At 58.7% G+C, this 25,385-nt stretch carries 25 protein-coding genes and 2 pseudogenes; 14 read left to right on the top strand and 13 right to left on the bottom strand.

Annotated elements, in window-relative coordinates; genetic code table 11:
- Window positions 1-8 precede the first annotated feature (8 nt).
- From I2H36_RS12970 to ppsA, 4 genes and pseudogenes are all read left to right on the top strand, one after another.
- A pseudogene (locus tag I2H36_RS12970) lies at window positions 9-316 on the top strand (cyclophilin-like fold protein); the annotation flags it as partial.
- Between the two features lie 378 nt (window positions 317-694).
- Window positions 695-1,531, top strand: a complete 837-nt coding sequence (locus I2H36_RS12965; protein WP_196264332.1) for a universal stress protein — start codon at window positions 695-697, stop codon at window positions 1,529-1,531.
- 54 nt (window positions 1,532-1,585) lie between these two features.
- Window positions 1,586-2,023, top strand: coding sequence for a universal stress protein (locus tag I2H36_RS12960; protein WP_196264331.1), 438 nt, complete (start codon window positions 1,586-1,588; stop codon window positions 2,021-2,023).
- A 120-nt stretch (window positions 2,024-2,143) separates the two neighbouring features.
- Window positions 2,144-4,564 carry a phosphoenolpyruvate synthase gene (gene ppsA / locus I2H36_RS12955; protein ID WP_196264330.1) on the top strand — a complete coding sequence of 807 codons (2,421 nt, stop codon included), beginning with the start codon at window positions 2,144-2,146 and terminating at the stop codon, window positions 4,562-4,564.
- A 72-nt stretch (window positions 4,565-4,636) separates the two neighbouring features.
- Here the strand turns inward: ppsA and I2H36_RS12950 are convergent, their stop codons facing one another.
- From I2H36_RS12950 to I2H36_RS12935, 3 genes are all read right to left on the bottom strand, one after another.
- Window positions 4,637-5,365 carry a universal stress protein gene (locus I2H36_RS12950; RefSeq protein WP_343234451.1) on the bottom strand — a complete coding sequence of 243 codons (729 nt, stop codon included), beginning with the start codon at window positions 5,363-5,365 and terminating at the stop codon, window positions 4,637-4,639.
- A 181-nt stretch (window positions 5,366-5,546) separates the two neighbouring features.
- On the bottom strand, window positions 5,547-5,738 hold the full coding sequence (locus I2H36_RS12945; protein ID WP_196264618.1) for a hypothetical protein: 192 nt from the start codon (window positions 5,736-5,738) through the stop codon (window positions 5,547-5,549).
- A 453-nt stretch (window positions 5,739-6,191) separates the two neighbouring features.
- Window positions 6,192-6,623, bottom strand: a complete 432-nt coding sequence (locus I2H36_RS12935; RefSeq protein ID WP_246718797.1) for an Hsp20/alpha crystallin family protein — start codon at window positions 6,621-6,623, stop codon at window positions 6,192-6,194.
- Window positions 6,624-6,866: 243 nt separating this feature from the next.
- Between I2H36_RS12935 and I2H36_RS12930 the strand changes: the two genes are divergently transcribed.
- Window positions 6,867-7,685, top strand: a complete 819-nt coding sequence (locus I2H36_RS12930; RefSeq protein WP_196264326.1) for a universal stress protein — start codon at window positions 6,867-6,869, stop codon at window positions 7,683-7,685.
- On the opposite strand, the gene I2H36_RS12925 is transcribed toward I2H36_RS12930, so the two are convergent.
- Window positions 7,582-8,265 (bottom strand): phosphoribosyltransferase family protein, encoded by a 684-nt coding sequence (locus tag I2H36_RS12925; RefSeq protein ID WP_196264601.1) that lies wholly within the window; start codon window positions 8,263-8,265, stop codon window positions 7,582-7,584. The two genes, I2H36_RS12930 and I2H36_RS12925, sit on opposite strands and share 104 nt — an antisense overlap.
- Window positions 8,266-8,957: 692 nt before the next feature.
- Window positions 8,958-9,242 (bottom strand): hypothetical protein, encoded by a 285-nt coding sequence (locus I2H36_RS12920; RefSeq protein ID WP_196264325.1) that lies wholly within the window; start codon window positions 9,240-9,242, stop codon window positions 8,958-8,960.
- 246 nt (window positions 9,243-9,488) lie between these two features.
- On the opposite strand from I2H36_RS12920, the pseudogene I2H36_RS20070 reads away from it, so the two are divergent.
- Together I2H36_RS20070 and I2H36_RS12910 are read left to right on the top strand one after the other, a co-directional pair.
- Window positions 9,489-10,101 (top strand): annotated as a pseudogene (locus I2H36_RS20070) (TCP-1/cpn60 chaperonin family protein); the annotation flags it as partial.
- A gap of 290 nt (window positions 10,102-10,391) precedes the next feature.
- A complete protein-coding gene (locus I2H36_RS12910) occupies window positions 10,392-11,459 on the top strand; it encodes a sensor histidine kinase (protein ID WP_196264323.1) in 1,068 nt (355 codons plus the stop codon).
- Between the two features lie 80 nt (window positions 11,460-11,539).
- On the opposite strand, the gene I2H36_RS12905 is transcribed toward I2H36_RS12910, so the two are convergent.
- Window positions 11,540-12,217 (bottom strand): IS6 family transposase, encoded by a 678-nt coding sequence (locus I2H36_RS12905; RefSeq protein WP_196264600.1) that lies wholly within the window; start codon window positions 12,215-12,217, stop codon window positions 11,540-11,542.
- Window positions 12,218-12,422: 205 nt separating this feature from the next.
- Between I2H36_RS12905 and I2H36_RS12900 the strand changes: the two genes are divergently transcribed.
- The 3 genes from I2H36_RS12900 (at window position 12,423) to I2H36_RS20500 (ending at window position 14,060) form a co-directional block, all read left to right on the top strand.
- Window positions 12,423-13,022 (top strand): hypothetical protein, encoded by a 600-nt coding sequence (locus tag I2H36_RS12900; protein WP_196264322.1) that lies wholly within the window; start codon window positions 12,423-12,425, stop codon window positions 13,020-13,022.
- A complete protein-coding gene (locus I2H36_RS12895) occupies window positions 13,019-13,339 on the top strand; it encodes a c-type cytochrome (RefSeq protein ID WP_196264321.1) in 321 nt (106 codons plus the stop codon). The genes I2H36_RS12900 and I2H36_RS12895 overlap by 4 nt, the downstream gene beginning before the upstream one ends.
- 496 nt (window positions 13,340-13,835) lie before the next feature.
- A complete protein-coding gene (locus I2H36_RS20500; protein WP_425523306.1) occupies window positions 13,836-14,060 on the top strand; it encodes a DUF6894 family protein in 225 nt (74 codons plus the stop codon).
- Between the two features lie 31 nt (window positions 14,061-14,091).
- On the opposite strand, the gene I2H36_RS12890 is transcribed toward I2H36_RS20500, so the two are convergent.
- The 3 genes from I2H36_RS12890 to I2H36_RS12880 all read right to left on the bottom strand — a co-directional run bounded on the left by I2H36_RS12890 (window position 14,092) and on the right by I2H36_RS12880 (window position 19,576).
- The gene (locus I2H36_RS12890) at window positions 14,092-14,307 is read right to left on the bottom strand and encodes a hypothetical protein (RefSeq protein ID WP_196264320.1); all 216 of its coding nucleotides are present in this window, start codon (window positions 14,305-14,307) and stop codon (window positions 14,092-14,094) included.
- Between the two features lie 1,169 nt (window positions 14,308-15,476).
- Window positions 15,477-18,236 carry a PAS domain S-box protein gene (locus I2H36_RS20065; protein ID WP_196264319.1) on the bottom strand — a complete coding sequence of 920 codons (2,760 nt, stop codon included), beginning with the start codon at window positions 18,234-18,236 and terminating at the stop codon, window positions 15,477-15,479.
- A gap of 581 nt (window positions 18,237-18,817) precedes the next feature.
- Entirely contained in the window at window positions 18,818-19,576 is a 759-nt protein-coding gene (locus I2H36_RS12880) for a helix-turn-helix domain-containing protein (protein WP_196264318.1), read from the bottom strand.
- 293 nt (window positions 19,577-19,869) lie between these two features.
- Between I2H36_RS12880 and I2H36_RS12875 the strand changes: the two genes are divergently transcribed.
- On the top strand, window positions 19,870-20,607 hold the full coding sequence (locus tag I2H36_RS12875; RefSeq protein ID WP_196264317.1) for a response regulator: 738 nt from the start codon (window positions 19,870-19,872) through the stop codon (window positions 20,605-20,607).
- Between the two features lie 383 nt (window positions 20,608-20,990).
- Here the strand turns inward: I2H36_RS12875 and I2H36_RS20055 are convergent, their stop codons facing one another.
- Both I2H36_RS20055 and I2H36_RS12865 read right to left on the bottom strand, forming a co-directional pair.
- The gene (locus tag I2H36_RS20055; protein ID WP_246718796.1) at window positions 20,991-21,146 is read right to left on the bottom strand and encodes a hypothetical protein; all 156 of its coding nucleotides are present in this window, start codon (window positions 21,144-21,146) and stop codon (window positions 20,991-20,993) included.
- A 532-nt stretch (window positions 21,147-21,678) separates the two neighbouring features.
- The gene (locus I2H36_RS12865) at window positions 21,679-22,374 is read right to left on the bottom strand and encodes a hypothetical protein (RefSeq protein ID WP_196264316.1); all 696 of its coding nucleotides are present in this window, start codon (window positions 22,372-22,374) and stop codon (window positions 21,679-21,681) included.
- Between the two features lie 235 nt (window positions 22,375-22,609).
- Here I2H36_RS12865 and I2H36_RS12860 point away from each other — a divergent pair, with 235 nt between their 5' ends.
- The 3 genes from I2H36_RS12860 to I2H36_RS12850 all read left to right on the top strand — a co-directional run bounded on the left by I2H36_RS12860 (window position 22,610) and on the right by I2H36_RS12850 (window position 24,420).
- Window positions 22,610-22,903 (top strand): hypothetical protein, encoded by a 294-nt coding sequence (locus tag I2H36_RS12860; RefSeq protein ID WP_196264315.1) that lies wholly within the window; start codon window positions 22,610-22,612, stop codon window positions 22,901-22,903.
- Window positions 22,904-23,049: 146 nt separating this feature from the next.
- The gene (locus I2H36_RS12855) at window positions 23,050-23,913 is read left to right on the top strand and encodes a universal stress protein (protein WP_196264314.1); all 864 of its coding nucleotides are present in this window, start codon (window positions 23,050-23,052) and stop codon (window positions 23,911-23,913) included.
- A gap of 180 nt (window positions 23,914-24,093) precedes the next feature.
- A complete protein-coding gene (locus I2H36_RS12850) occupies window positions 24,094-24,420 on the top strand; it encodes a DUF1476 domain-containing protein (protein ID WP_196264313.1) in 327 nt (108 codons plus the stop codon).
- Between the two features lie 102 nt (window positions 24,421-24,522).
- Here the strand turns inward: I2H36_RS12850 and I2H36_RS12845 are convergent, their stop codons facing one another.
- Window positions 24,523-24,861, bottom strand: a complete 339-nt coding sequence (locus I2H36_RS12845; RefSeq protein WP_196264312.1) for a phasin family protein — start codon at window positions 24,859-24,861, stop codon at window positions 24,523-24,525.
- Between the two features lie 28 nt (window positions 24,862-24,889).
- The gene (gene atpC, locus I2H36_RS12840; RefSeq protein ID WP_210331072.1) at window positions 24,890-25,282 is read right to left on the bottom strand and encodes an ATP synthase F1 subunit epsilon; all 393 of its coding nucleotides are present in this window, start codon (window positions 25,280-25,282) and stop codon (window positions 24,890-24,892) included.
- Window positions 25,283-25,385 lie beyond the last annotated feature (103 nt).

Raw genomic sequence — 25,385 nt, 5'->3', positions numbered from 1 at the left:
AGTCATGAGCAGAGCTCTCAGACAACCCGTCGGCCCGGGATGTGACCACACTTTTCCCCCTGGATCTCACCATGGAGGACTACGGCAACAACGAGAAGATTACCTACCTGCCGCGCAAGCTCACGGAGGATGGCAGCGGCCCCTTCAGCAACGAGCGGCCGGGCGATCTCTGCTACTTCAAGCCATGGGGCAACTTGGCCATGTTCTACGTCGATTACCACTGGGACGGCTTGGTCCGGCTCGGTCGCTTCGACGGCAGCTTCGAGCAGCTAGGCGTGGGGGCAAGTTCCCGCCGCATATCGAGCGCATCGGGTAGGGACTGGCTTAATTTCCATGGCCACTTCGATGTGCCATAGCCTCCGTCAAGGTCGGTTTACGGGTCACTAGCTGAAATCCTATGGTTGTCCGAACTATCACCATCGTCCTGCGCGCCACGTGATGGCCTATCTACATGATCGGCGAGCCCAGTCTATCGTCATTATGGAGAGCTTCTGAAGGATTGCAGAAGTGGTGATCCGCAGATAATGGCGGCCTATAATGTGGATTTGTCAGGGGCTTACGGATCCAGGTTCTGGCCATAAACCTCAATCATTGCCCTGGCCTTATGGACAACCAGAATCAAACAATAATACTTTGATGAATATCAATCTGGATCTCTGAATCTGCATCATTATGTCTTCAATAGGAGAGGGATATGATCCAGAATCTCAAGAGCGTTCTCATCGGGTTCAACCAGGAGGAAAGAGCGCGACCTTCAGCTTTGCACTATGGCTTCTCCCTAGCGCGCCAGGCTGATGCACATGTGTCTATTGCCGCCTTGTCTCCTGAGCTGACGGTCACTCATGCTTTTATCAGTGAAGTGGCGACGACACTGGTTGAAGAAGAGAACAGGCGCCTCAAAGGTATCGCCAGCGAACTTGCCGAGCAGGCACGCCAGGATGGGCAGGCGCAGGGCGTGTCCTGCACGGCTGAGGCCATTCATCGATCCTATCCCGTGCTGGCGACCGAGTTTGCCAAGAGGGCACGGGTGCACGATCTCACCATCTTTGATGCACACCCCGATGCCCTGAGCTTCAATCGGGGAGTCATTGAGGAAACTTTGTTCAACAGTGGGCGGCCCCTCATCCTGGTTCCACCTAGCTTCGATACTTTCAAGATCAGCACTGCAATCATCGCTTGGGATGGAAGCGCAAAGGCAGCCAAAGCTGTCGCTGATGCTCTCCCACTTCTCAAAATGACGCAGAAGGTCGAGATCGTCTGTATATCAAGAGAAAAGGATCTGTCCGCATCGGTGCCAGGTGCAGAATTGGCGCCGAACCCTACCCGCCACGAGATCGACTGCACAGTCACGGAACTCACCGCTCATAATGGAGATGCGGGTGAAGCCTTGCGGTCTCACGCGAGCCATATCCGGGCAGATCTCATCGTTATGGGTGCTTTCGTCCACTCGCGGTTGCGCCAATTCGTTCTGGGCGGCGTCACACATACCATGTTGAATAACAGCCCCGTGCCAGTTCTGCTCTCGTACTGAGAGGCGAGATATCCTGAAAGGCAACCCGGTCTATGATCCAATGAGGTGGTTCTGATGTACACGCACATTCTGATTGCAACGGATGGTTCCTCCCTGGCCTCCCGGGGCGTTGAACATGGTGTGAGATTGGCTAAGGCCTTGAGCGCCAGCGTTACCTTACTGACCGTCTCGGAACGATTTCATACCTTCAGCCTTGAGCCTACTCAGCTTGAGGAAACATTATCTTCCTTCAGGGAGCATATGTCGAAGGAGGTCTCGAAAGTCCTTGCCGATGCGAGGAGGCTAGCGGCAGCCGCCGGTGTCGAGACAACTGCACTCCACAAGGAGAATGACGAACCCTATCAAGCCATTATCCGCACCGCGGAAGGAAAAGGATGCGACCTGATTGTCATGGCCTCTCATGGCCGTGGCGGTGTTTCGGCGATGTTTCTTGGAAGTGAGACCCTGAAGGTTCTCTCTCATTCGAAGCTGCCAGTTCTCGTGATCCGCTAACGTACTCTGTCGAGGTCACGTCGATTTTCGAACCCGCCTCACTTACGTGGGTCTCTGTGTTAACGGATTGCGCAGCGAGGACTACCTCATCAGCCGCTAGGTTTGATAGCGAGGTGCCACATGACGTCAGAGTATCGCTACATCAGGTTCTTCAAGGATATCAGCCTTGAGGATGTCGCGTTGGTTGGCGGCAAAAACGCCTCTCTCGGCGAACTCTATCGGAAACTCACGTCAAAAGGTCTGCTGGTGCCGAACGGCTTCGCGGTCACCGCGGAAGGATACTGGGTTACCTTGCAGCAGGCAGATGCGTCGCCCCGCTTGCATACAATCCTTGATCCTGTCGATCCCGGGAATGTCTCAGACTTGGCGGAACGGGCGAACGAAGCCCGCGAACTCGTCTCCAGCTCTCCCCTTCCACCGGACCTGTCGGCTGAAATCTGCCGAGCCTATCAGGAGCTAAGGAATGAATATGGCACTGGGCTGACAGTTGCCGTACGCAGCTCTGCAACCGCAGAAGACCTCCCGAATGCGAGCTTCGCTGGGCAGCATGAAAGCTATCTCAATATCAGTGGCGAACAGCAGGTTCTGGATGCCGTGCGTCGCTGCTTCGCCAGCCTGTTCACGGACAGGGCCATTCGTTACCGGATCAACAACGGGTTCGACCACTACAAGGTTTTGAATTCCGTCGGCGTCATGAAGATGGTGCGTTCGGACTTAGCCGCTTCCGGCGTTGCTTTCTCCATCGACACCGAAAGTGGATTTCCCGATGTCGTCTTCATCACCGGCGCTTATGGGCTGGGCGAGAATGTAGTGCAAGGCGCTGTCGACCCTGATGAGTTCTATATCTTCAAGCCGACTTTCAAGGGAGGCAAGCGCACGGTCCTGCGCCGCGCCCTGGGAACCAAGAAAATCAAGATGGTCTATGCGGGCGGCGGATCGCGCAACCACACCCGCAACGTTCCAACCGACAAGAAGGATCAGGCGCGCTACTGCCTGCAGGATGAGGAAGTTCTCCTCATCGCCGAGCATGCCATCAAAATTGAGGACCATTACAGCGCGAGAGCAGGCGAGAGGCGCCCTATGGATGTCGAGTGGGCGAAAGATGGAATTGATGGCAGAACTTATATCGTCCAGGCGCGCCCCGAGACCGCTGCATCCAGGATTGATCGCGGCAAGTACGAAGAATATCGCCTGACCGGCAAAGGACCTGTGTTGGTGACGGGCCGCGCCGTCGGCGCCAAAGTCGCATCTGGGAAAGCCCGCGTGATCGGTCATTCGTCGGATCTCGCCCAATTCCAGCCTGGAGAAGTGCTGATTTCCGATACCACATCTCCAGACTGGGGCACTATCATGAAGTCGGCGGCGGCCATCGTTACTAATCGGGGTGGGCGTACATGTCATGCCGCCATCGTTGCCCGAGAACTTGGACTGCCCGCCGTGGTGGGAACCGACAATGCCACAGGAGCGATCTGCACAGGCGACGTGGTGACCGTTTCCTGCGCTGAAGGCATCACTGGAAAGATCTATCAAGGTTTGATTCCCTTCGATGTGGAGAAAACCGATCTTGCTGCAATGCCTCGTCCGGCGACCAAGATCATGATGAATGTCGGCGATCCTGACAGCGCATTCTCCTTGAGCTTTCTGCCCAATGACGGTGTCGGCCTTGCGCGCATGGAGTTCATCATCTCCAACGCGGTCAAGGTTCACCCGATGGCTCTGATCGATCAGGACCGCCTCGACCCGACCGAACGCGCCGAGATCGCACGCCTGACAGAGGGCTATGCAAGGCCGTCCGACTTCTTCGTCGAGCGTTTGTCGGAGGGGATCGGTACTATTGCCGCTGCGTTCTACCCTAAGCCCGTGATCGTGCGGCTGTCCGATTTCAAGACCAACGAATATGCGAGCCTAATCGGCGGCAGCGCCTTCGAGCAGGAAGAAGCCAACCCGATGATCGGCTTTCGGGGTGCATCCCGCTATGCCCATCCAGCTTACGAGCCAGGCTTTGCGCTCGAATGCGCAGCGCTGAAGCGTGCCCGCGACGAAATGGGCCTGACGAACATTGTAGTGATGGTTCCGTTTTGCCGCCGCATCGAAGAGGCCGAGCGCGTGATTGCGAAAATGAGCACGTTTGGGCTCACGCGCGGCAAGAATGGGCTGCAAATCTATCTGATGTGCGAGATCCCCAACAACGTCATCCTAATTGATGAATTTTCCCGATGCTTCGATGGCATCTCGATCGGCTCGAACGACCTCACGCAATTGACACTCGGTGTGGACAGGGACTCCGAGATCGTGGCCTTTGATTTCGACGAGCGCGATCCCGGCGTGATGAAGATGATTGCTCTTGCCGTAGAGGGGGCACGCCGCAACGGCCGCCATTCAGGCATTTGTGGCCAAGCGCCATCCGATTATCCGGAAGTTGCTGAGTATCTTGTGCGTCTCGGGATCGACTCGATCAGCCTCAATCCCGACTCTATCTTGAAGACCACCCTGCGCGTGCTCGATATAGAGCGCCAGATGAAAAGAGACCAGAACTCATAATCATTAGACCTCCCCGAATTGGCTAAGAGGCCTGTCTGCCTGGCTGATATATGTGCTGTAGTTTCTTCCAGGCTAGTGAGAGAAAAAGCAGCACTTGGGGCTATGCTTCAGAAGGTCGCCCGTGACGCCGCCGAGCACCCACTCTCTCAGACGGGTGTGCCCGTAGCCTCCAACCACGAGGAGATCGGACCCGGTCTGTTCCGCAACCAGCAACAATTCATCAGCGACTGATCTCTCACGCTGTGTCCGGACCTCAGCGTCCGCCTTCACGCCATGCCGTTCAAGGTATAAGACGATCGCGTCTCCTTGTGCGACCGCTGCATCAATATGTTCCCTTTCGACGATTTCGGCCACTTTGACATGGTCCGCTCGGACGAGAAGAGGTAAAGCGTCCCATACGGCACGGCGGGCTTCACGTGTATCCTTCCATCCGATTACGACATGCTGAGCCTCCAGGTAGTCCGTTCCCGGTGGAACGACGAGCAAAGGCCGTCCCAGTCGCATCAAAAGGTCGCCGGGATCGACCGTTTGATAGGGCTCGTCTTTGAGGCGCTGAAGGTCACGTCCGGCAATCACGACATCCGCCGCCCTGGCCTCCTGGGCCACGATCTTGGATGGCGATCCAATGGTCGAACGCCAGGCTGCTGGCACTTTCTTACAAGCTGGCTGCTCCCAGAACTTGGTCTCGGCAGCCTGTAAGCTCTTCCTGAGATCCTCTTCCTCCATCCGCAGGATCTCCCCATCAACGTTGATCCCATAGGGGTCTGCAATCGGCAGAGGCGGCATTTCGCCAGCGGACACGCCGATCAATGCCGCATTGTATTTCTCCGCCAGAGACCCTGCGAGGACAAGCCGGGCATCCGAAGAGGTGCTGCCAGCCTCGACATGAACGAGAAAAGCTCGGTAATCCATCGCGCGCTCCTTATCCGAGCCGCACCTTTGCGGGCACGCAGCTCAATCTTCGATGCGGGTTCGACATGCTCTACTGGCTCGTGGTCCGCGTCCAAGCCGGCGGATCACTCGCCGGGAAGGATTCAAGATCGGCCTTCTCGACGATATTGGGCAGTTCATCCAAGCTATCGCAGATCACGGTATCACTGTGACCGAAGCCCTTGCGGCAATCGAGAACGGAGATGACCTCGGGCTTGATGCAGAAGAGTGCAACGCCCTCCAACCCGTTCGATACATGCTTCGCAATAGCCTCGGAGAATTTTTGTACGAGAATTCGGCCTGCTCGCTCGCATTGCTCCTGGCCTTTGATCCGTAGCGCTCGTCCGGCAAGCGAAAGTCCCCGGATCGAGCTCCAATCGTCGTAGGCAGGTTGATTGTCAGAGAGATTCGATTATCACGGGCGATGTTGCACGCCTTCTTCGAGACACTTGAGCACCCGAAATAGATGAACAAATCCTCATGGGCAAAGCTGACAGTCGGTGCCTGTGGATAGCCATCATCGCGGAGGGTCGCGATCGTCAGGTCGTCTGCACTGCTGAGGATTGATAGAATGTTTTCCCGAAGAGCTTGATCCATGGCCCTGCCTTCCGAGCGTATGGTATTCGTCACGCAACCGCAATGATCTCACCGTTTCGGGAGAGGCGAAGCGGCCTCCCCCGAGATACGGAGATCGAGGTCAAGCAGCCTTGATCTCGATCTTGGTTTCTTTTTTTGCGTCCTCCGTCTTCGGAATTGAAACGGTCAGTACACCCTTCTGGAAAGTCGCATTGACCTTGTTGAGATCGATGCCATCCGGCAATGGGAAGGAGCGTTGAAAGGAGCCGTAGCGCCGCTCAGACATATAGTAGTTCACGTCCTTTTCTTCTTTTTCCTCGCGCTTCTCGCCCGAGACGATCAGGCTTCCGCCGGCAAGTCTCACCTCGATGTTCTTTTCGTCCATTCCGGGAAGCTCGACCGTAATCTCGTATCTGTCGGGGCGCTCGACAAAGTCGACGACCGGCTCAAGCTCTCGCTCCGTTCTCTGCCAGAATGGTCCCAGTTCCGGCATGCTCAACCGTGATGGGGACTGAAAGAATCCTCGTCCAAGCTCATTGAACAGCCGATCCATGTCCCGGCGCATGCGATTGAATGACCCGGACCCTGTATCGAGAGCAGCTTCTTTTCCTCTCTGGACCGGAAGTTTGGTTGTCTCAGCCATAATAAGCCTCCCGTAGTGTCGCCAAATGAGGCCTCAAGGATGCCAGAGACTCCATGCGGGAGATTGCGTTTGATCAATCACGCCTACTCTTTTTCAGGTCATCGTCAGCGTGACACAGGCTGAAGGTCAGCCAGCAATATGTAGGAGGAAGGCATGGCCCTGAAGGATCTGTTGGTTCTTGGAGGTGCGGGCACGCAGGCCGCGGTCACCTATGGCGTTTGGCTCTCAGGCGTAACCGGAGCTTTTCTAACAGGAGCGATCCCGGTGATTCAGCCCTCATTCCCGCCCGGTCTGATAGCCGAGCTGCCCGACGATCTCGTCTCCCGCGTGCGAGATGAGGCGGCGGATGACGCAACCAGAGCCGCCCAGGAGTTTGCCGATGCCGCGAGAGACAACGCAATCCAAACGGATGTCATCAAGTTTGATGCGACAGCTGGCGACATAGGTTATTCCTTCAGTCGTCTGGCACGGTGCTTCGACGCCTGCATTCTTCCACAACCCGATCCTAATGGGCTCTACACCACTTCCATCGTTGAAGCTGCCCTCTTCGGGTCGGGGCGCCCCCTTCTGGCGGTGCCTTACATCTATGTGGGCCAGCACATCAAGACAGTTCTCATTGCCTGGGACGGTGGCGTCCAGGCTGCCCGTGCAGCCTCTGATGCCATGCCACTGTTGAAATATGCCGAACAGGTGCAAATCGTCACCGTCAGCAAGGAAGAGAAGAGGCCTCATTACTCAGGACGGGACCTCTCCCGGCATCTGGCGCGGCACAACATCGATACGACGGTCAGGACGCTTCCGGACGAAGAGATCGATGTTGCGAGTATGATTCTCTCGTATGCCGCCGACCACGGAGCCGATCTGATCGTCATGGGCGGTTATGGCCACTCGCGCCTGCGAGAGCTGATTCTGGGCGGGACAACCCGGGAGATTCTCCGCTCCATGACTGTTCCGGTGCTCCTGTCGCATTAGGCCTCACGCAGGAGGAACGAGCCACCATGACCCTTGAGGGTTCCGTCGGCCTTCTCGATCCCTCACTCCGAAGTTCGGCAAGAGTATCCGATGGGGCCACCGGCACTGCCAGAACAAGCTTTTTCGGGTTGCGCGCCCGGATCGCCCGCAATGCTACGCGGGTTGTTGCGCCGGTGGCAATGCCATCATCGATCACGATAGCCGTTCGCCCAGTGATATCTGCCCGTTCACGATGCCCCAGATAACGCTGACGCCGCCGCATGATCTCGGCGATCTCAGCGTCACAGACAACCTCGAATTCCTGTTCCCTGACACCGGAAAGCAGAATGACGTCCTCATTGCGCACGACGATGGGCATCTCGCCATCGACGACAGCGCCCATGGCCAGCTCAGGTTGTGAGGGTAGGCCGATCTTACGCGCGATAATGAGATCGAGCGGTGCGTCGAGCGCCGCAGCAACCTCGGCCGCAACGGGAACACCGCCGCGCGGCAGGGCGAGAATCACCGGATGCTGATCCTGATATCTCACGAGCGCGCCAGGGAGTTTACGGCCAGCGTCGGATCGATTCCTAAATGACATCGCTTGCTCCTTGACCATTATCACCTGTCTAACGGCTCATGATGCCCTGCTGGAATGGTCCCGGACTTCCTGAAACTCTGCGGAGCGGGATGCTCGATCACACTGGTCAGCAGAGCAACTCTGCTCTCTCATGGAGAAGTTGACTACTCCTATTCACGAGGGCATTGGCGCTGTGCTTACAGCGTCTCAGCCTGAACCGTCGCGCTCGGCAAGTTTCGGACGATTTCGTTAGACGCTGCCACTCCGTCACCGCTCAGATCTCGGCCTGCATGTGCTCAAAGGTCCGTATCAGGGTCGACGCATTGGTCGCGGCTTCGATGTTGTCAGCTGTGAACACGTCGTCATCGTCGTTGGGCGCAAACACGACATTGTTCCCAACACACTCGACACCCAGGCATTCCTGGCAAATGCGGGCCAAGGCCTGCTCTTCCAGGTCCTCCGGTGTCTTTGGCGAACCCACCGATGGGACCGACGCGGGTCAAAATGATGAATACCGGTACGATCGCCTCATGCTTTGATGAGTCTCGATGCTGAGCTGACCACTTTACAAGTGATCGGTTACAAAGCTTCCAGCGAAATAACCAAGCTCGGAGATAAGCACTTCCCGATAATCACCATCCCTAGGCATACTCATCAGATAGTCCGATGAGCGCTTCCTGTGCCGCGTCGTCGGCCATAGCGCGAGCCTCAAGCTAGCCTGATCGGTCGAGGTCGCCCCACCCGATCCAGGCAAGCGCGATTAGATCGATAACATTGCCCGCAGTCATCTGATCAAAGGCGGCCTGGAATTCGTGCGTTGCTGTATCTTCCCAAGAGTTTTCAAGAGACACGCGCCCGGCATTCTCGGCGAGGTTGGAGCCGGTATCGACCCCGGCAGGATACGCCTCGGCGTCGAATTCGCGCGCTTTGACGATCCTGTAGAGCACCGTTTCGTGGCCGATATTCAGTTCCCCAGGGTTGGCTCTCCCGTCCTGCATCGGGACACTCTCTTCCCTCAATTTGGCTTGAGACCCACCATGGCAGCCGTTCCGTATTGACCCGAATCGATCCGAGCCAACGAACGTTGCAAACGGATCGGGTAATCAGGCCCGGATCAAGATTCTGTACCAGCCGCCAGTCTGGTCCGGTATGATCTTTGTCAATGTAATAAACGAGGAGTGTGCCATCCTGGCAGCGACACTGTTGGGTGCTGTGTCGTAGTTCAGCCATCGGAAGGATTCCGGATGGCCTTCAAGCGAGTTCTCTTCCACTCTGCCGCTCGCGAGAGGATCTTGAGGGGCGCCAGCCAGCTTGCGGATGCCGTACGCGTGACTCTCAGCCCGCGGTCAAAATCGGTGCCTATCGAGGGAAAGTGGGGCGCTCCGATCGTCTGCAACGACGGCGCGCCATCGTCAAGGAGTTCGAGCTCAAGGACCCTGAGGAAAACCTGGGCTCGCGGATGCTGCGTCAAGCAGCGAAAAAGACGGGCGAGATGGTTGGGATGGAACAACCACCGCAAATATCCCGGCCCATGTCATCTTCGCGGACGGCGTCAGCAACGTGGCCGCTGGCGCCAGTGCGGCCGACATAAAGCGCGACCTGGATCGTGGTGCCGAGAAGGCTATCGAGACCCATAATGACCGAGCCATCGGCGAGCTGATCGCGGACGCTATGGATAAGGCCGGCAACGAGGACGTCCTCACGGTTGAGGAGTCGAAGACGACCATAACCGTCCTTAATGTCGTCGGGAGGATGCAGTTCGATTACGCCTATCTCTCCCCGTAATTCATCACCAATGCGGAAACCATGGAAACCGTGCTGGAGGACTGCCTGATCCTGCTGCCAGATCGCAAGATCTTTCTGACGGAGGCGACCATGATGGAAGTCCCAGAAGCCAAGAAGGAGCACGTTGCCGAGGCAGAACTATCGCTCTAGAGTCGATGAGATGATTGCTCGCGCTAGGTGAGTCAGACCCGCGTTGCCCTTTCGGCCCGAAGAACCGTCACCTTGTGTTCTGGCGTCCGCATCAGGCGATCGAGCACTCTTGAGGAAAGCCGTTTCCCGAACAGTTCGGTTCAGTTCGGTGGAGCGAAACGAACAATTCGCCAGTCGAAATAGTGTCAGTCACTTGATCGCGGGGAAGTCCGATGGGCAGCAATATTGACAAGGCCACTGGCAAGTCCAAACTTCGCTCGTTGTCGCCGCTAAAGCTTCGACCCGCTTTGAACGTCGACGTTTTGACACTTGTCGCTGATGCCGTGATCTGCACTGACCAAGACGGACACATCTTGGTTTTCAACCAAGCTGCCGAGCAGTCTTTCGGCTATCACGCGAGCGAGGTGATCGGCCAGCGGGTGGAAGTGCTGATTCCAGAAAACCAACGTGCCGATCACCTTCGTCAGGTTCGCAAATTTGGTTTGGGATACGGTGCTGCCAGCCGCCTCATGGGCCGTCGTCGGGAAGTCACGGGCCGGCGTAAGAACGGAGACGAGTTTCCTGCCGAGGCAATGGTATCTCGCCAGACGATCGACGGCAGGATGATCCTGACCGTAGTGATCCGAGACATAACTGAACGCAAGGAGTTGGAAAAGCTGCGTGATGTGGTGGCGCGAGAAATGGATCATCGGATGAGGAACGTGCTGGCGGTAGTCAGTTCCCTTGTCTCACTCAGCGCAGCGAACGCGGTGGACGTGGAAGACTTCAAAGAGTCGCTTTTGGGCCGGTTGAAGGCCTTGGCCGCCACTCAGGGTGCCCTACGCTTCGGCGAGCAGCAGAGCACCAGCTTAAGAGAGCTTCTTGTAGCCGAACTGGCGCAGTACCAAACTTCAGGGGAAACCAATTTAACGGTTGGAGGTCCTCCCGTTTCGGTGGGACCGGCGGCAGCTCAGATCCTGGCGCTGACCCTCCACGAGCTTGCGACAAACTCGGCGAAATATGGTGCTCTGCACAATGCCAATGGGCACGTTTCCGTAATCTCGGCCTACACAGGCGAGGGAGACGACCAAATTATGATCCAGTGGCAGGAAACCGGAGGGCCGCTTGTCAAGCCGCCAGAGCGGAAGGGATCTGGTACGGACTTGATCAAGCAGCTTGTTGGAAGGGCACTAAGAGCAGACGTGGCCATTGAATATCGACCGGAAGGACTGGTTTGTCGGATGACATTGCCGAGGGCCACGGTGGAAGCAGGTTGCTCGGAACAAGCTCAGCGCCGTTGACGTTGACAGGAAGGCGGAAGAGATTTGCAACCTGGTCGTGAACGGAGAGGAAACGTTGAATCGACTTTGTCACGGAAATGTCAACGAGACGAACTCTGAGCATTGGATCTTCGGGTTGAGACCTCAAGAGCCGCGATTTGCAATTGCTCCACTGCCTCTGCTCCGAAAAGACGAAGGGTAGGGCGGGAGATGGGGCGGCGCTGGGCTGCCGCAACCGACTTGAAATCTTGCATCTTCCGTTGTCGTCGCCGTACAACCTGTTGCGAGTTCTCGGCTCGATTGTTCTTGCGCAGGTCCCGTTTGCGCTGAGCTGAGAGGCTCAACTCCAGCTTGGCAGCTCCGTAGAATCCGAGCTTATCAGTCACTAACATGCCCGGTGCGAAACCCTGCTTCTTGAGCAGCTTACACATGAGCTTCAAGGCCGCTGCTTTGTCTCGCCGAGGCTGCGCGATGATTTCCGGGATCTCGCGCTCGCAGTCGACGGCTCGCAAAAGACACACGCTTCGTCCTTGGATCGAGACTATTACCTCATCCAGATGCCAAGTACTGGCAGGCCGCGGTCGGCGCAACTTGCAGGCAAAGGTAGGTCCGAACTTGTGTATCCATCGCCCGACGGTGACGTATGAGACGTAGCGCCCACGCTCGACCAGGAGTTCCTCGACATCTCGGTAGTTGAGGGTGAAACCCAGATAAGACCAGACCGCATGCCGAATAATCTCAGGTGGAAACTGGTGGCTTGCATAGGAAATGGACTGAATCCTCCTACCCTATCGCGCGTTGGACAACCGGTCAGCAGTTCCCGTGACAATGCCGGCAGAGCTGGAGAGCGGCGTTCCAAATGCCGATATCTCGCGAAGGCAGACCGATCCGAGCTTATGAAGGATTGCGAATAGTCAAAGACAGATTGTGCTCGCCGGCGGATCGTGGGGCCATTCGAGTCGATGACTGGCGGGAGGGTCAGCGATGCGCCAGATATTGCCCAGAGCGGTTTTTCTGACCAGCTTGCTGCTCAGTGGCCCAGCACTCGCCGATCTCTTTGGAGTCTCGCCTTACCAGTACGGCCTCCTTGTCAATGAGGCGCTGAAACAGGTTGGATCCGAGATCCGCCTTCATCGTAACAACTGTATGGAACGCCCTAGCGTCGAATGTCGCTTCTCCTCAGACCGCATTGTCGTGCTGGTGCAGGGACAGACCCATCCACCTCAGACGAGCCGTATCGTTATTGAAGCTGACCTTATGCAGGACGAAGCCGGTGGCGGCCCGATTCAGATGGTTGCTGGCTGCGTGCTGATGCTTGGCGCGACCATGGTGGTCGTGGATCCTCATCTTCCCGCAGTGCGCCGTGTGCAATTGCTCTCAGATCTTATAACAGAGGTCCTTGACAGGGGATCGAGTGAAAACGAAGGCGTGAATGCCCGTTACACCCTGGTCTTCGACGAGGCCGCAAGCGGAATGTTGAACATCGTGGTAACGCCGCTCAACTCCAGCACTGGCGATAGCCTCGTCGACCGAGGTCTTCGAAAATCTGGAACGGCAGCGCCTCGGCACTGGAGCCATCCATGATCCGCACGCTCGGCATCCTTCTTCTCCTGATGGTTCCTGCCTTTCCGAAAGCACAGGAGGCAGGCGATCCCAGTGCAGGCCTCCGCTTGGCTCGCGAAGTCTGCGCAGCCTGCCATGCAGTCGAGTCGGGACAGAACCGCTCGCCTCGCGCGCAGGCGCCGACCTTTACGGACATCGCCCTGGTACCCGGCATGACCACGACCGCTCTTACGGTCGCCTTAAGGACCTCACATAAGACGATGCCGAACATCATGCTGGAGCCCAGGGAACTCCGGGACGTAACGGCTTACATCACGAGTTTGCAGAGGCAACCTTGACCGACTGTGCCACGGGGTGGTTGCTCGCGGTAGGGCTGAACCGCATCAGAGCAATAAATCAATAATGCATCGTGCGGGAAGGGGCCATGCTTTCCCGCCCCGGGCAATGCGCCGATTTGAAGTGTGCCGCAACTGGTCCGGCCTTCGCAGAAGCATGTTGAATGTCTGCCGAACTCATGGCGAACGTCGTCTACAAGTCTACAACGCCTCCCGCAGCTGCGACAATCGTGGATGTCGCAACGCCTTTGTACGCTCCTTCGGACGCAATCATGAAGTTGTAGTACCGAAAGTCATCTAGTTGGTCAGGAGCCTACTGCCCGACCGGGAGAAAAGCTCGCGCATCGTCTCCTCCCCGCCTCAGGCTTGGCCAACATTCCTTTGATCATCTGTGGCGGGAAGCGGCCCTGCGCATTTCTTTGGATCGTTGACAAATGGCAAGGCCATGTGCCGCTCGCTCAGGTAAGTGAACGAGAAGGAGCGTTGGAAGACGAGATCCATGCCTAAATTCTTCTTTAATGTCGTCCTGAATGGCCAGCCGACGGTAGATGGGCTAGGACAGAATTTCCCGGATGAAGGTGCCGCGCGAGCGCATGCCCGGCATCTCACAGTATTGCTGGCGGATCGCTGTCGCGACCCGACGAACAGTTTTGTCGCCGTGAGTGGGTTGGATGGCCGTCTGGCATTCACGGTGGCGTTCCGGTCATCCGGACCACAGTCCTAGGAATTGGACCGACAGTTCCCGACCAGCGCTTTCAAAAGATAACGCAGGTGGAGCCTCCGAGCGGGATAAAGGCGATCTTCCGGTCCTTGTTCCAGAGCTCTACACTATTGCCGTTGGCGTATTCCCTAGCCCTGCTGATCGCCTCCTCATCAGTCTGATAATCGAGGACGTGAGCAACCAAGATCCCACCGTCTGGGCCGACGACATAGGCGCGGTATACAGGACGCGTCGCGAACGGAGAGTTCATGGCGAACCTCAAAAGGTTACGACGGGAGGCAGATCCACGTTTGCAAACGCTTGTTTAACCCATGTTAATACCTTGGGATAGTCGTCAAACTGTCCTTGCGGTCCCAATTGGGCTGGCTCGCACGTGGGGCGCCCCTACGACTCGCCGGGATAGACGCTTCCAAACACGTTCACCGGTGGGGGTGGCATTAATCCGTTGCCAGAGCCGTGTCACAGTGCATGGGAATGAAGAAAGGCAGAGCACGCGCGTTTTGCGGGCCATCAGGACATGAATCTTCGGTTCGAAAGAGAGGATAGCCCGAGGGGTCCATTAGAAGTGGCGGCGCCGTGCCGCTGAGGTCCTCGCCCGCGCCGCTTCGCTTTGAGCTAACGCAAATACGGGCAGAACGACCGCGAGCAGGAGTGGGAAGTTCATAAAGGCCCAGGCAATCGTGAAGGCTTCTCCTGCGAAGCTAGTGCATCGTGTGAAGAAGTGGGTCCCGGTTCTTCGTATATTACGACGTGATCTCAGAGGGAGAGAGGGCCGGATCTGGTTCCATCAGGGCAGCCGGGGCTCTGGGATCCCTCTATGAGGTGCGAAACATGATCGAGACGGCAACGCCGACGATCAGAGGAATCCCATAGGAAAACCGTCTCGCATGAGGTTGAGCAAGGGACGCAATCCCAAGCGAGCCGCTGCGGATGCGCCGGACCCGTGCACTGCCCTGTGGCGGTGCTAGGGCGATACGCAGGTCAGCCAACTCCTTATCATTGTCGTTAAGAGCAGATGCATTGAAAGCGGGCATCGCAGGCCTCCCATTCAAGTTAGGGCTGGCAAGACGATCAATGATGCGTACCTGTTACATCAACCCGGTGATCCGGCGAAGCCGGAGACGGAACCTGTCGCATGATCCCGTCCGCCCGGATCTGGAGTGCGCTTTGACTGTAGGCCAGCCCAGTGGCGAGGCTTGCTGTTCCGGAAAGAGCCGCCAGCGCGATGGTAGCTCCCGCGCCTGCGCTCAGAAGGGAGAAAGAACGAGCGACATTCATGTTTGGTCTCATCCTGGTTAGCGAGACTATAAAAGCCTGCTTCTGTTACGCCCGAACCGCACAGCCGTGAAATCGCGTGCCCGCTTGTGGCAGTTTGTAACAGTCTCCGTGGACTCGCAGGCATGCCCTGCGCCTGCCGGCCTAGGGCTTGGGCGCGCTGAGAATCTTCCGCAGGGTCTGCGCCAAATCCATCGTGCCGTAAGGCTTTCTGAGCCAGTGTGCCTCGGTCTCCTGGCCCCGCCGCACCACATCCAGCTCGGCATAACCCGAGGTGAACAGCACCTTTATCTCGGGCCGTCGGACCAGCACCGCTTCGGCCAGATCGGCCCCGGTCATGCCACCGGGCATCACCATGTCGGTGAAGAGCAGATCGACCTCCGGATGGCTGTCGAGCAGCGCCAGCGCAGCCGGACCGTTGGCCGCCTCCAGTACTTGGTAGCCGAGGTCCTGCAGCCGCGCCATCGTCATGCGCCGCACCCGCGGCTCGTCCTCGATCAGCAAGACCGTCTCCCCATGCCCACGCAAGACCTCCACTGGCGTCTCGGGCGCGCCAGCCTCTGAGGCCTCCTCCGCAACCACGGCGCGCGGCAGATACATCCGGACCGTGGTGCCGTGGTCAGGCTCGCTGTAGATCATCACGTGCCCGCCCGACTGCTTCACGAAGCCATACACCATCGACAGACCCAGCCCGCTGCCGGTCCCCACCTCCTTGGTGGTGAAGAACGGCTCGAACGCCCGTTCCTGCACCTCCTCGGACATACCCGTACCGGTGTCGGTTACTGCGATCAGCACATAGCGGCCAGCTTGGACCTCCGGATACAGCCGGGCATAGCCAGGTTCGAGTTCCGCATTCTCAGCCGTGATCGTCAGCCGGCCGCCGCCCGGCATGGCGTCACGGGCGTTGATCGCCAGATTCAGGATCGCGTTCTGCAGCTGGCTTGGGTCAACCAGCACGGGCCACAGGTCGTTGTCCGACCGGCCCTGCACTCGGACCGTCTCGCCCAAGGTGCGCCGCAGTAGCGGAGTCATGTCGCCCAGCAGATCCCCGACATCGGTCAGCTTGGGCTGCAACGGCTGTCGGCGCCCGAAGGCGAGCAGCCGCTCGGTCAGTTGGGCACCGTGCTCGGCCGTCTCACGGGCCTCTCTCACAAGCTCCAGCTGACGCTCGTCTGTCAGCCTCATCTCCAGCATCTCAAGGTTGCCGAGAATGACGGTGAGCAGGTTGTTGAAATCATGCGCGACTCCACCGGTCAACTGACCCACTGCTTCCATCTTCTGCGATTGCCGGAGTTCCTGCTCAATCTTCTGAGTGGCGGTGAGGTCGCGGATGAAGCCGGTGAACAGATGCTGCCCGCTCACCTGCACCTCGCCGACAGCAAGTTCCATTGGAAACACACTGCCATCCTTGCGCTGGCCGCTGACGACTCGGCCGATGCCGATGATGCGCTTCTCGCCCGTGCGCAGATAACGTTCCAGATAACCGTCATGCGCTTCCCGGTATGGAGAAGGCATCAGCATGCTGATGTTGCGCCCGATCACCTCGTTGGCCGCGTAGCCGAACAGGGCCGCGGCCGAGCGGCTGAAGGACTCGACGATGCCGCGCTCGTTGATCGTGATCAGGGCTTCCGGCGCCGTGTCGAGAATGGAATGGAGCCGTGCCTCACGCTCGTGCAGATTCGCTTCTGAGTGCTTGCGAGCCGTGATATCCACGGCGGCCGCAATAGCTCCGACTACGGCGCCCGCTTGATCCCGTAGCGGCGAGGCATTGTAAAGCAGGTCCACCCGTCGACCGTCTTCGAAGCGGACCTCCCATTCCTCATTCCGCACCTCTATGCCTTGGATAGCTCGCCGAAGCGGCGCCTCATCCGGCAGGACCTCCACGCCATTTCGGAATAGGGAACGGTGGGGTAGTCTCTGGGAAAACAAGTCCGACCCACCGAAGACGAGGGGCAGGTCGAGCAGCTCGGAGGCAAGCCGGTTCGCCCTCACCTCGCGCAGGTCCGGATCATAGGTGAACCACACCGCCACTGGGGCGGTCTCGATAAGTGCCTCCCACTCCGTCGTCCGTGCCTGTAGGGCAGCTTCAGCAGCCTTGCGCTCCGACAGGTCGAGCACAAACACCGCAAAGGTATCGCCATTGTTGACCGCAGCCAGCCTGAGGAGCACCGGGATCCGATCGCCATTACGGCGATATTCCTTCTCGTACATACACGAAACGCCGTGGGCGCGTGCCTCGGCGATAGCACGCTCGTCGGCGGCCAGCCACTCGGGTGGCGTGATCTCGTCCCACCGCACGCGATCCGCGATGAGATCCTCCTTTGTGCGTCCGATCAGGTCGAGATAGGCGTTGTTGGCCTCGATCACCCGGCCATCGGCATGCGACAGGATAGCCCCGATGGGGATGGCCTCCAGCACCGTGCGCAGCCGGGACTCGCTCGTCCGCTGCACCTCCTCGGCCTGCTCCCGCTCTCTGATGTCCTCGACAATGGAGAGCCGGTAGATGTACGCAGGGTTGGAGGAGGCCAGGGAGGAGGTCGCACGGACCCAGACTGGTCTGCCGTCTTTACGCAGATAGCGCGTCTCGATCCGGTAGCTGGGGATCTCACCGGCAAGGAGTTGCGCGGCAAGCGCCAGCACCCGCGGCACGTCCTCGGGGTGCATGATCTCATCAAACCTGCGCCCGATCAGCTCGCCCTTGGTATAGCCGAGCAGAGCGCACACGGCGTCGTTCACGTCAAGCAGATGGCCTTGGCCATCCACCAGCTCAATGCCTACAGCAGCCTGGTCGAAAACCAGCCGCAGACGCTCCGCATTCGGCTGCCCATGATCGGGGCGTTTGCCCGGATCGCTCGCTCTTCCGGCTGGGTCCGGCGGAGACTGTCCTTTGCCACCTTGGTGCATGCGGCCCGATCCTTGACGCTACCCCGTGCTCTTCGGGACAAAAACGAAAATGTCGTCAGATCCCAGGCAATTCACCGTCGGGATGCAGATGCTCTGCCAATTCCTCCGGATTGGGATCCGAACTAGGAACAGTATGAACCTCGGAAAGGCCAAACCGTCGATGAATTTGATCAACTCTGCGGCCGACCCAACAGGCTAAAGCCTGGGCGGGCGCATTGCTCCGTCCGGGCAAAACGGGAGCCTTGACCCTGATGTGTCTGGTGATCTGGAACAGGTGAAATCCATTCAGTTGCACACCCAGCTCTGGTGCCGTTAGGTCAATCCCAGGCGGGGGCACGTCATTCTAGTGCAGGGTACCAGCGTACTCCCAGGTGAATCTTTCCAGAAAAAACGGGACTGGACGATCCTCCGGCACAGCGCAGCAAAGATCAGGCGCCAGCCTGCGCCGAAACAGGTTGTAGGTTAACCCCAAAACCAAGGTGGTCCGTTGACTTGTATCTGTCTGCCACATCATAGCCTGGCCACTTTTGTTGATTTCGACGGTGGTTTCGGTTCCAGCTGGAAGGCGTGGCTGGGATACGTCAGTGCGGCCACTGTGGCGGGCACCAAGGCGAAGCCTGCCGTTCCCAAGGCTCAGCGCTATCAAGCTCGCCAGCAAGCTGCTGCAGGTCTGCCACCCGAACCAAGATCACCCTGTGGCGTCCCTCCAATGTAACCAACCCATCCCGCTTAAGCTTCGACATGACCCGGCAGACTGTCTCGATGGTCAAGCCGAGATAGTCGGCGATATCCTGACGGGTCATGGGAAGCTCGATGACCACCGGCCGCTTCCGGTCTGCTCCTGTCCGGCGCGCCGCCGACACCAGGAAATGGGCCGCCCGCTCCTCGGCCCCCAGCTGCCCCAGCACGACAATATGTTGCTGGGCGGCGCGGATCTCCTCGAAGACCTTCGCTAGAAGGAGCGACTGCAATTGCCCGTCCCCCTCGCTCATTGCCCGCAGGCGGGCGCGGCTCAGCCGACGCAGCCGTATAGGGGTAACGGCCTCGGCGGTGTAGCAATAGGTACCCTCGCAGGACAGGCCGAGCATCTCGCCAGCGAACCGAAAACCTATGATCGCACGCCGCCCGTCAGGCAGGATGCGGTAGAGGCGCAGGCAACCCTCGGCAATCTGGAAGATGTCAGAAGCCGCATCGCCCTCCCAGAACACCCCTTCCCCGGCGGCAAATTTGTCCACTGGCAGGGAGGCGAACAGGCTTTCCAGGGTTAAAGCCTCCGATGACAAGCCGAACGCCGGGAAGGTTGCACTGCTGGCTGAGGGGAGGAGATGGGAAGTGTACATGGGCTGCTCCTTCGCGGTCTTGCTTGTCATGACTAGAGCAGGCGAATGTCACACCCGTGCCGGGTTCCTATGTGATTGTGTACCAGTACGTAACAGTTCGTAACAGAGGCTCTGGACCAGCAGGGGCATGAACATCCGTCGAGGGCGCTCGCCGGTCGAAGGTTGACTGAAGGCTTCAGTGATGGATCGGCAGCTCGACTGTGGCACTTTCGGAGGATTCCCGGGTCTCGGTTCGTTGTTTAATGTAACGCACCGACGCCAAGAGCAACGGACCTCATGGATTTGGGCCGGTGATGACCGATGCGCCGCATATCCTCATCGTCGATGACGATGCCAAAATCCGTCAGATGCTAACCTGCTATCTGATTGATGAGGGCTTTCAGGTGAGCTCAGTCCCAAATGGGCCGACCATGCGCGAGTGCTTGGCACGCACAAGGATTGATCTGGTGCTTCTGGATCTGGTCTTGCCCGGCGAGGACGGGCTCCAGCTGGCCCGTGAGATCCGATCACAACTCGGCAGTAGCGCCATCGGAATCATCATGCTCACTGGCCGGTCCGACATGGTCGATAAGGTGGTTGGCTTGGAGGTCGGGGCGGACGATTACATCGCCAAGCCATTTCACCTGCGGGAAGTCCTCGCCCGCATCAAAAGCGTCCTGCGCCGCCTGCAACCTACCGCCCCGGCAGCACCCCTTCCCGGTAGCCTGGCCGTCGATGACGAGGTGATCCGGTTTGATGGCTGGCGGCTTGACCTAGGCCGCCGTGAGTTGAAGGCGCCGGACGGTTCCGAGATCGCGCTCACGACTGGCGAGTTCGACCTCCTCGTGACATTTGCCCAGCGCCCAGGCCGGGTGCTCAATCGCGACCAGCTGATGGACTTGACACGCGGCCGCCACTGGGAGGCTATTGACCGCTCAATTGATGCCCAAGTGGCGAGGCTGCGGCGCAAGATCGAGACCGACCCAAAGCATCCAATTCTCGTCAAGTCGGTGCGGGGTGTTGGATACGTCTTCACCGGCCACATCCAGTAGAAATGGCTCTGGCACGAGGCTCCTGAGGCTCGACCGGGATGAATTTGGGCGGGTTGCGGGTCAGCGCAAGACCTCACATGGAATGACAGGCGCCACAGGTCCATTGTATGCTAGCTGCGGCATGGCGTTTGACCGGCCGGGACAATCGCTTGACAGTCCTAGCCGCTGAGGCGGTCACACCTGATCGCTACCGGCCTCCAAGGCAATCAGGCCGCTACAGATGGTTCCGGCAGGTCGACCCGCAGTCCACCCCTCCCACGACATATGGTGAATTTCGCACATCGGCTGGATCAGGAAAGGGGAGACCTGGGCAGCCACTAGCAGCCGGCTCAGCGCGATGTGACATTGCGCGCGAGCAGAACCGCTGCGGCATCGATGAGTTCTCACTGCGCCGTTGGCATTAGATTCTCGGCCTTGAGCGTGAGCTCGGTCATGACATGCAGGATTTGCTCGTCGGCCTCCGCCACGCCCGCGTCGTCGAAGTCTTCGCGGATCTTGCTGAACACGTCGCTGCACTCGGGCTCGACCGCGGCACTCATGAGGATGTCCGAGTACGCCTCAGCGTCCCGACCTGTGAGTCCAGCTTCCCGGCGGCCCACCTGCCGAGGAGCTTGTTGCGGATGATCGCTCGTTCCACATTCTTGAAGCTGGTCATTCGATGTCCTCCGATTGCCGTCGTTAATTGCCCCTTCTCGTCATTGAGCTTCGCAGCCCGGGCCGTTTAAGCCGTTCGAGTGGACGTCGGTCAGGACGTAGTACGTCAACGGCAAGGGCATTGCACCTGCTTCACCTCGTTGAGCATGGCAAATTCCTCTTCGGCTCGTATGCAGAGATCATCGAAAGCCCTATGCCGGGCAATGTTGAAGGAGATCGCGACGAAGGAGTTTAAAACCTGTTGGCCGGTCGGCGTCCACTCAGCCCAACATGGAAACCAGCGAGGTGAACAAGTGCCTCATGTCCGCTGTGCTTTCCGCGTGCGTCGGCGGCCCGGCACTAGGGTTGTTAGCTGCCTTAGAGTCGCTCCGGATTGGTTCAGTACTTGGTTACCAAAGCTCCCGCGGCTCGAAGCCCTTATGACCCGATCTTCATCTGAGAGGGGTCAACCGGAGATGCCCCGCGGAAATTGTCGATCACGATGTACAGACTGATTAGCAGGACCCATGCGGGAAAAACGATGAAGCTCCAGGAAATATAGTAGCTGCCGAGCAGCAGCGTCAGCGCCAAAATATAACCGAGTATTGCAATCCAGCGCGGCGCAAAGCGCGTAAAGATCGCAACCGTCGATGTCGAGATCATGAACACGCCAGCTACCTTAATCGCGTAGACATTAATGAGGTTGTACGCAAACGCGCGGGCGAAGTGCAGCGTCACGGAGCCGATGACTTCGTTCGGATCGGCGACCGCCGCGGCCGTTAAGATGATGGCACCGATGGCCGCAGCGGCGACGAATAGCATCGCCAGGAAGAGCAGCGCGCTTCCAAGAAACACCGTCGCGAAAAAGCGATCCTCCAGGGGCCCCAATCGATCCCGCAGCACACCGATGAACCACAAGAAGGCGATGCCGGCGAACGGGATCAGGTTCAAGGCCAGTAGCACTAGCTCCACGTTGGTTTTGAGCCACGCTCCCGCTTCGAGCGGATCGGCTGGCAGGGAGATCCGAAGCAGCCAGAGGATCAAGGCCTGCAGGACCGAAAAGAGAATCCCGGCAATGGCCGCGGCCTTTGGCGTTCTCAGGGTCGCATGGGTGAGCGGGGCATCTTGCGGCATTGCCGGGCTCCTAACGCAGATGTTCAAGATCCGGACAGGCTGCGCACATTCTATGCCGAAGTCGAGGCCGGCCTATCCGCTTGGCGGCCCAGCCTTTTCCGGAGCCCCGAGGACGGTGCGTGAAGAAGCAGCTTCTGCACAGATACGGCGGCCGAAACTGTCAAGCGGGTGTCCCCTTCCGTCAAGCGCCAGCACCCCGGCCGCGCTACTGTGGAAGCAAAGGTGTTGGAACGCGATGAAGCCCGTCTTCGTCTCCATCGTTATTGCTAGTTTCGCCACAGGTGTGATGGCCCGGACGCGTCCTTCGACCGTGAACCTGCCCTGCCGCGCCAGTCGGCAACTGGTGCTCACACGAGGGGGAGTCGTCTTGGGCACCGGCGGCTACACGTATGACCGGTTTGTGCGAGACGGAACCTTCTGCACGATTGGCGAGTACATCCAACAGGCTTTCGTTCCGAGCCTCGATACGCCGCATTGCTTCGTCGGGTGCCGCTGCAAGCAGGGTCCAAGGGACCTGTCAGACGATTGAGATCCCTCGCCCTGACAACAGATGCGCGAGGAGTTGAGGATCGCAACGACAACCTGGATGCTGAGAGGAATGGACCAACGGTGGGATATTTCGGTCCTACAGCAGGAAGCGTCAGGGAACCTGATGTGAACAGGGAGAACAGTAACATGCTACGCAGCATCGTGATTGCTTTGGACGGCTCCCCGTCCAGCCTGCAAGCGATCCGGCTCGGGTTGGAGTTGGCCCGGCGTCATCAGGCCCATGTGGAGGGGCTGGGGATCGTCAACTCGGCGTGGATCCAACACCCGGAGGCTGTGCCCGCCGACGGGATAGCCTACAAGATCGTCTTGAACCCGCAGGAACTCCAGGATTCGGCGGAACGAATGAAAACCGTGCTTCGGGATTTTGAGGACAAAGCCTCGGAGGCGGGTGTTGCCTCGTGTAAAGCCCGCCGAGTTGAGGGCAATCCCGCCGAAGCGATCGAGATCGAGGCCGCGTCCCACGACCTCATTGTTCTAGGTCGCGGCAGCTTGGTCAGCGTGGCTGGCGAGATCTCGGAACTGCCGTGGTGTGTCGAGCACATTGTTAGGGGCGAGCCGCGGCCTGTGCTGCTCGTACCAGATGGCACTGCTTCAAGGCAAAGCGGCACGCAGGCGCCGGTCGTGGTTGGCTACGATGGCAGTCCGGCCTCCTCCCGGGTGATCCACATGTTTGCCCTCCTCGGCTTGGCCGCCGGGCGTATAATCCACGTCATTACGCTTGATCGGTCCTCGGCCGTCAGGGCAGAGGAAACTGCCGCCCGAGCTTGCACACTTCTCCGACGGCATCGAGCTGCCGAGGCATACGCAGTCGGTCTGGGTGATCGTGAGGCCGGGACTCCGGCGGAAACTATTCTAGGGCTAACGAAGACCCTCGGGGCCGGGATGATTGTCATGGGAGCCTATGGCCACCGCGGCATTCAGGAGATTTTCGGCTCCTGCACCCGGGAGGTTCTCCATGTATGTCCCACACCTCTGTTCGTTCATCACTGATACTTGGAGTATCGGAGGAGTCCTGCACGACTTCCGCTCCTTGCGACCGCCAAGGACTGGGTGAAGCCGGCAGAAGAAGAGAACCGCGGGCTTGGCAGCTGCCTTGGTCAAGCCAACGTGGTTTTCGTGTATAATGGGAGTCGCGGCGATCTGTTTGCCCCTGCAGCCTGGAGGTACTTCATGACGCTTTTCGAGAATCGAGAGCGGGCCTTCGAGCAGATGTTCGTGCATGACGAGGAGGCGCGGTTCAGGGCCCTGGCAAGGCGCAACAAGCTGCTGGGGCAGTGGGCCGCCACGCATCTCGGCCTCGCGGGCGGAAAGGCCGAAGCCTATGTCAGCGAGATCAGTGGAAGTTTGGTGGCGCGTGTTGTCGATGAAGGCCTCGTCGAGAAGCTGCGAGCCGACTTCGAGGCCAATGGTGTCAACCTTTCCGACGAGCAGATCCGCGAGAAAATGGCCGAACTCATGGCAGTGGCGGCTACCCAAGTTCGCTCAAGCACATGGTGAAGCCTTTAGTGCGATCTGCCTGACCCAATCCACCCGCTACCCACGAACCGCTGTGCCTCACTCAAGACCCCGGGCTTGATAGGGTGTCCACACAGGAGAGCCCTATCCGCGAGTAGGGCCTGCACTGTTGACGGATTTGGTACAGATGGTCATCAGCTTCGTCGTCTCGGCGCTGTAGTCGCGGAGGGTTTCCTGAATCCAGCGGGAATGGATCGATGTCCAGTCTGCGAGATTTCTGCAGGCCATCATTTCGCGGGTAGTCTCGCCATCCTTCTCAAGCCGCATGGACATGAAACTCATCATCTCGCGCTGGCATTCGGCGGTTGCGGTGAGCCACGCTTCCGTCGCCTTTGCCATTGCCTGACTCTTATCGCTTGATAACGCAAATTCCTGCGCGCTGCGGATCGTGTCTGACGTTGTCCTCTTCGACGCGGTGGTCATGATTCATCTCCTTGAATGGGATCACTTCTCAGAATGACAGGGTTGCTCTCACTTGCTCCAGGCGGCTGAGGGCAAAATCCGCCTCCCTACGGGCTTTGTCGTCCCGCATGGCTTCACGCATGGTCTCCAGGCGCAGGATCTCTTCGTCGAGGCTGTCGCGGGTGAGTTCTTCCGGGGGAAGAGCCCTCTCGACCAAAAGTGTGACGCTGTCACCGGTGATCTGGGCAAACCCGCCACGGACGAAAGCGCGGTGCCCGTGTCCCTGGACGTCGGTGATCGCAACGATGCCTGGGTGAAGCATCGCCATCGTCGGCTCATGACCCGGCATGACCGTCATGTCGCCCTCGGTTGCAGGGAGCATCACCGCCCGTACCTCGCCGGTGAACAGCACCCGCTCCGGCGAGATCAGCTCGAACAGCATATTGGCCACGGCATCCCTCCCTGATGTTGATGTCAGTGTCCGCCGAGCACGAGGGCCTGGATCGGGTACAGCAGCGCCTGAATGCGCAGGATCATGGCGTGCA

The sequence above is a fragment of the Microvirga terrestris genome (genome assembly GCF_015694425.1).
Classification (GTDB): Bacteria; Pseudomonadota; Alphaproteobacteria; order Rhizobiales; family Beijerinckiaceae; genus Microvirga; species Microvirga terrestris.
The sequence above is the reverse complement of the archived record's forward strand: the minus strand, read 5'-3'. Positions and strand labels throughout refer to the sequence as shown.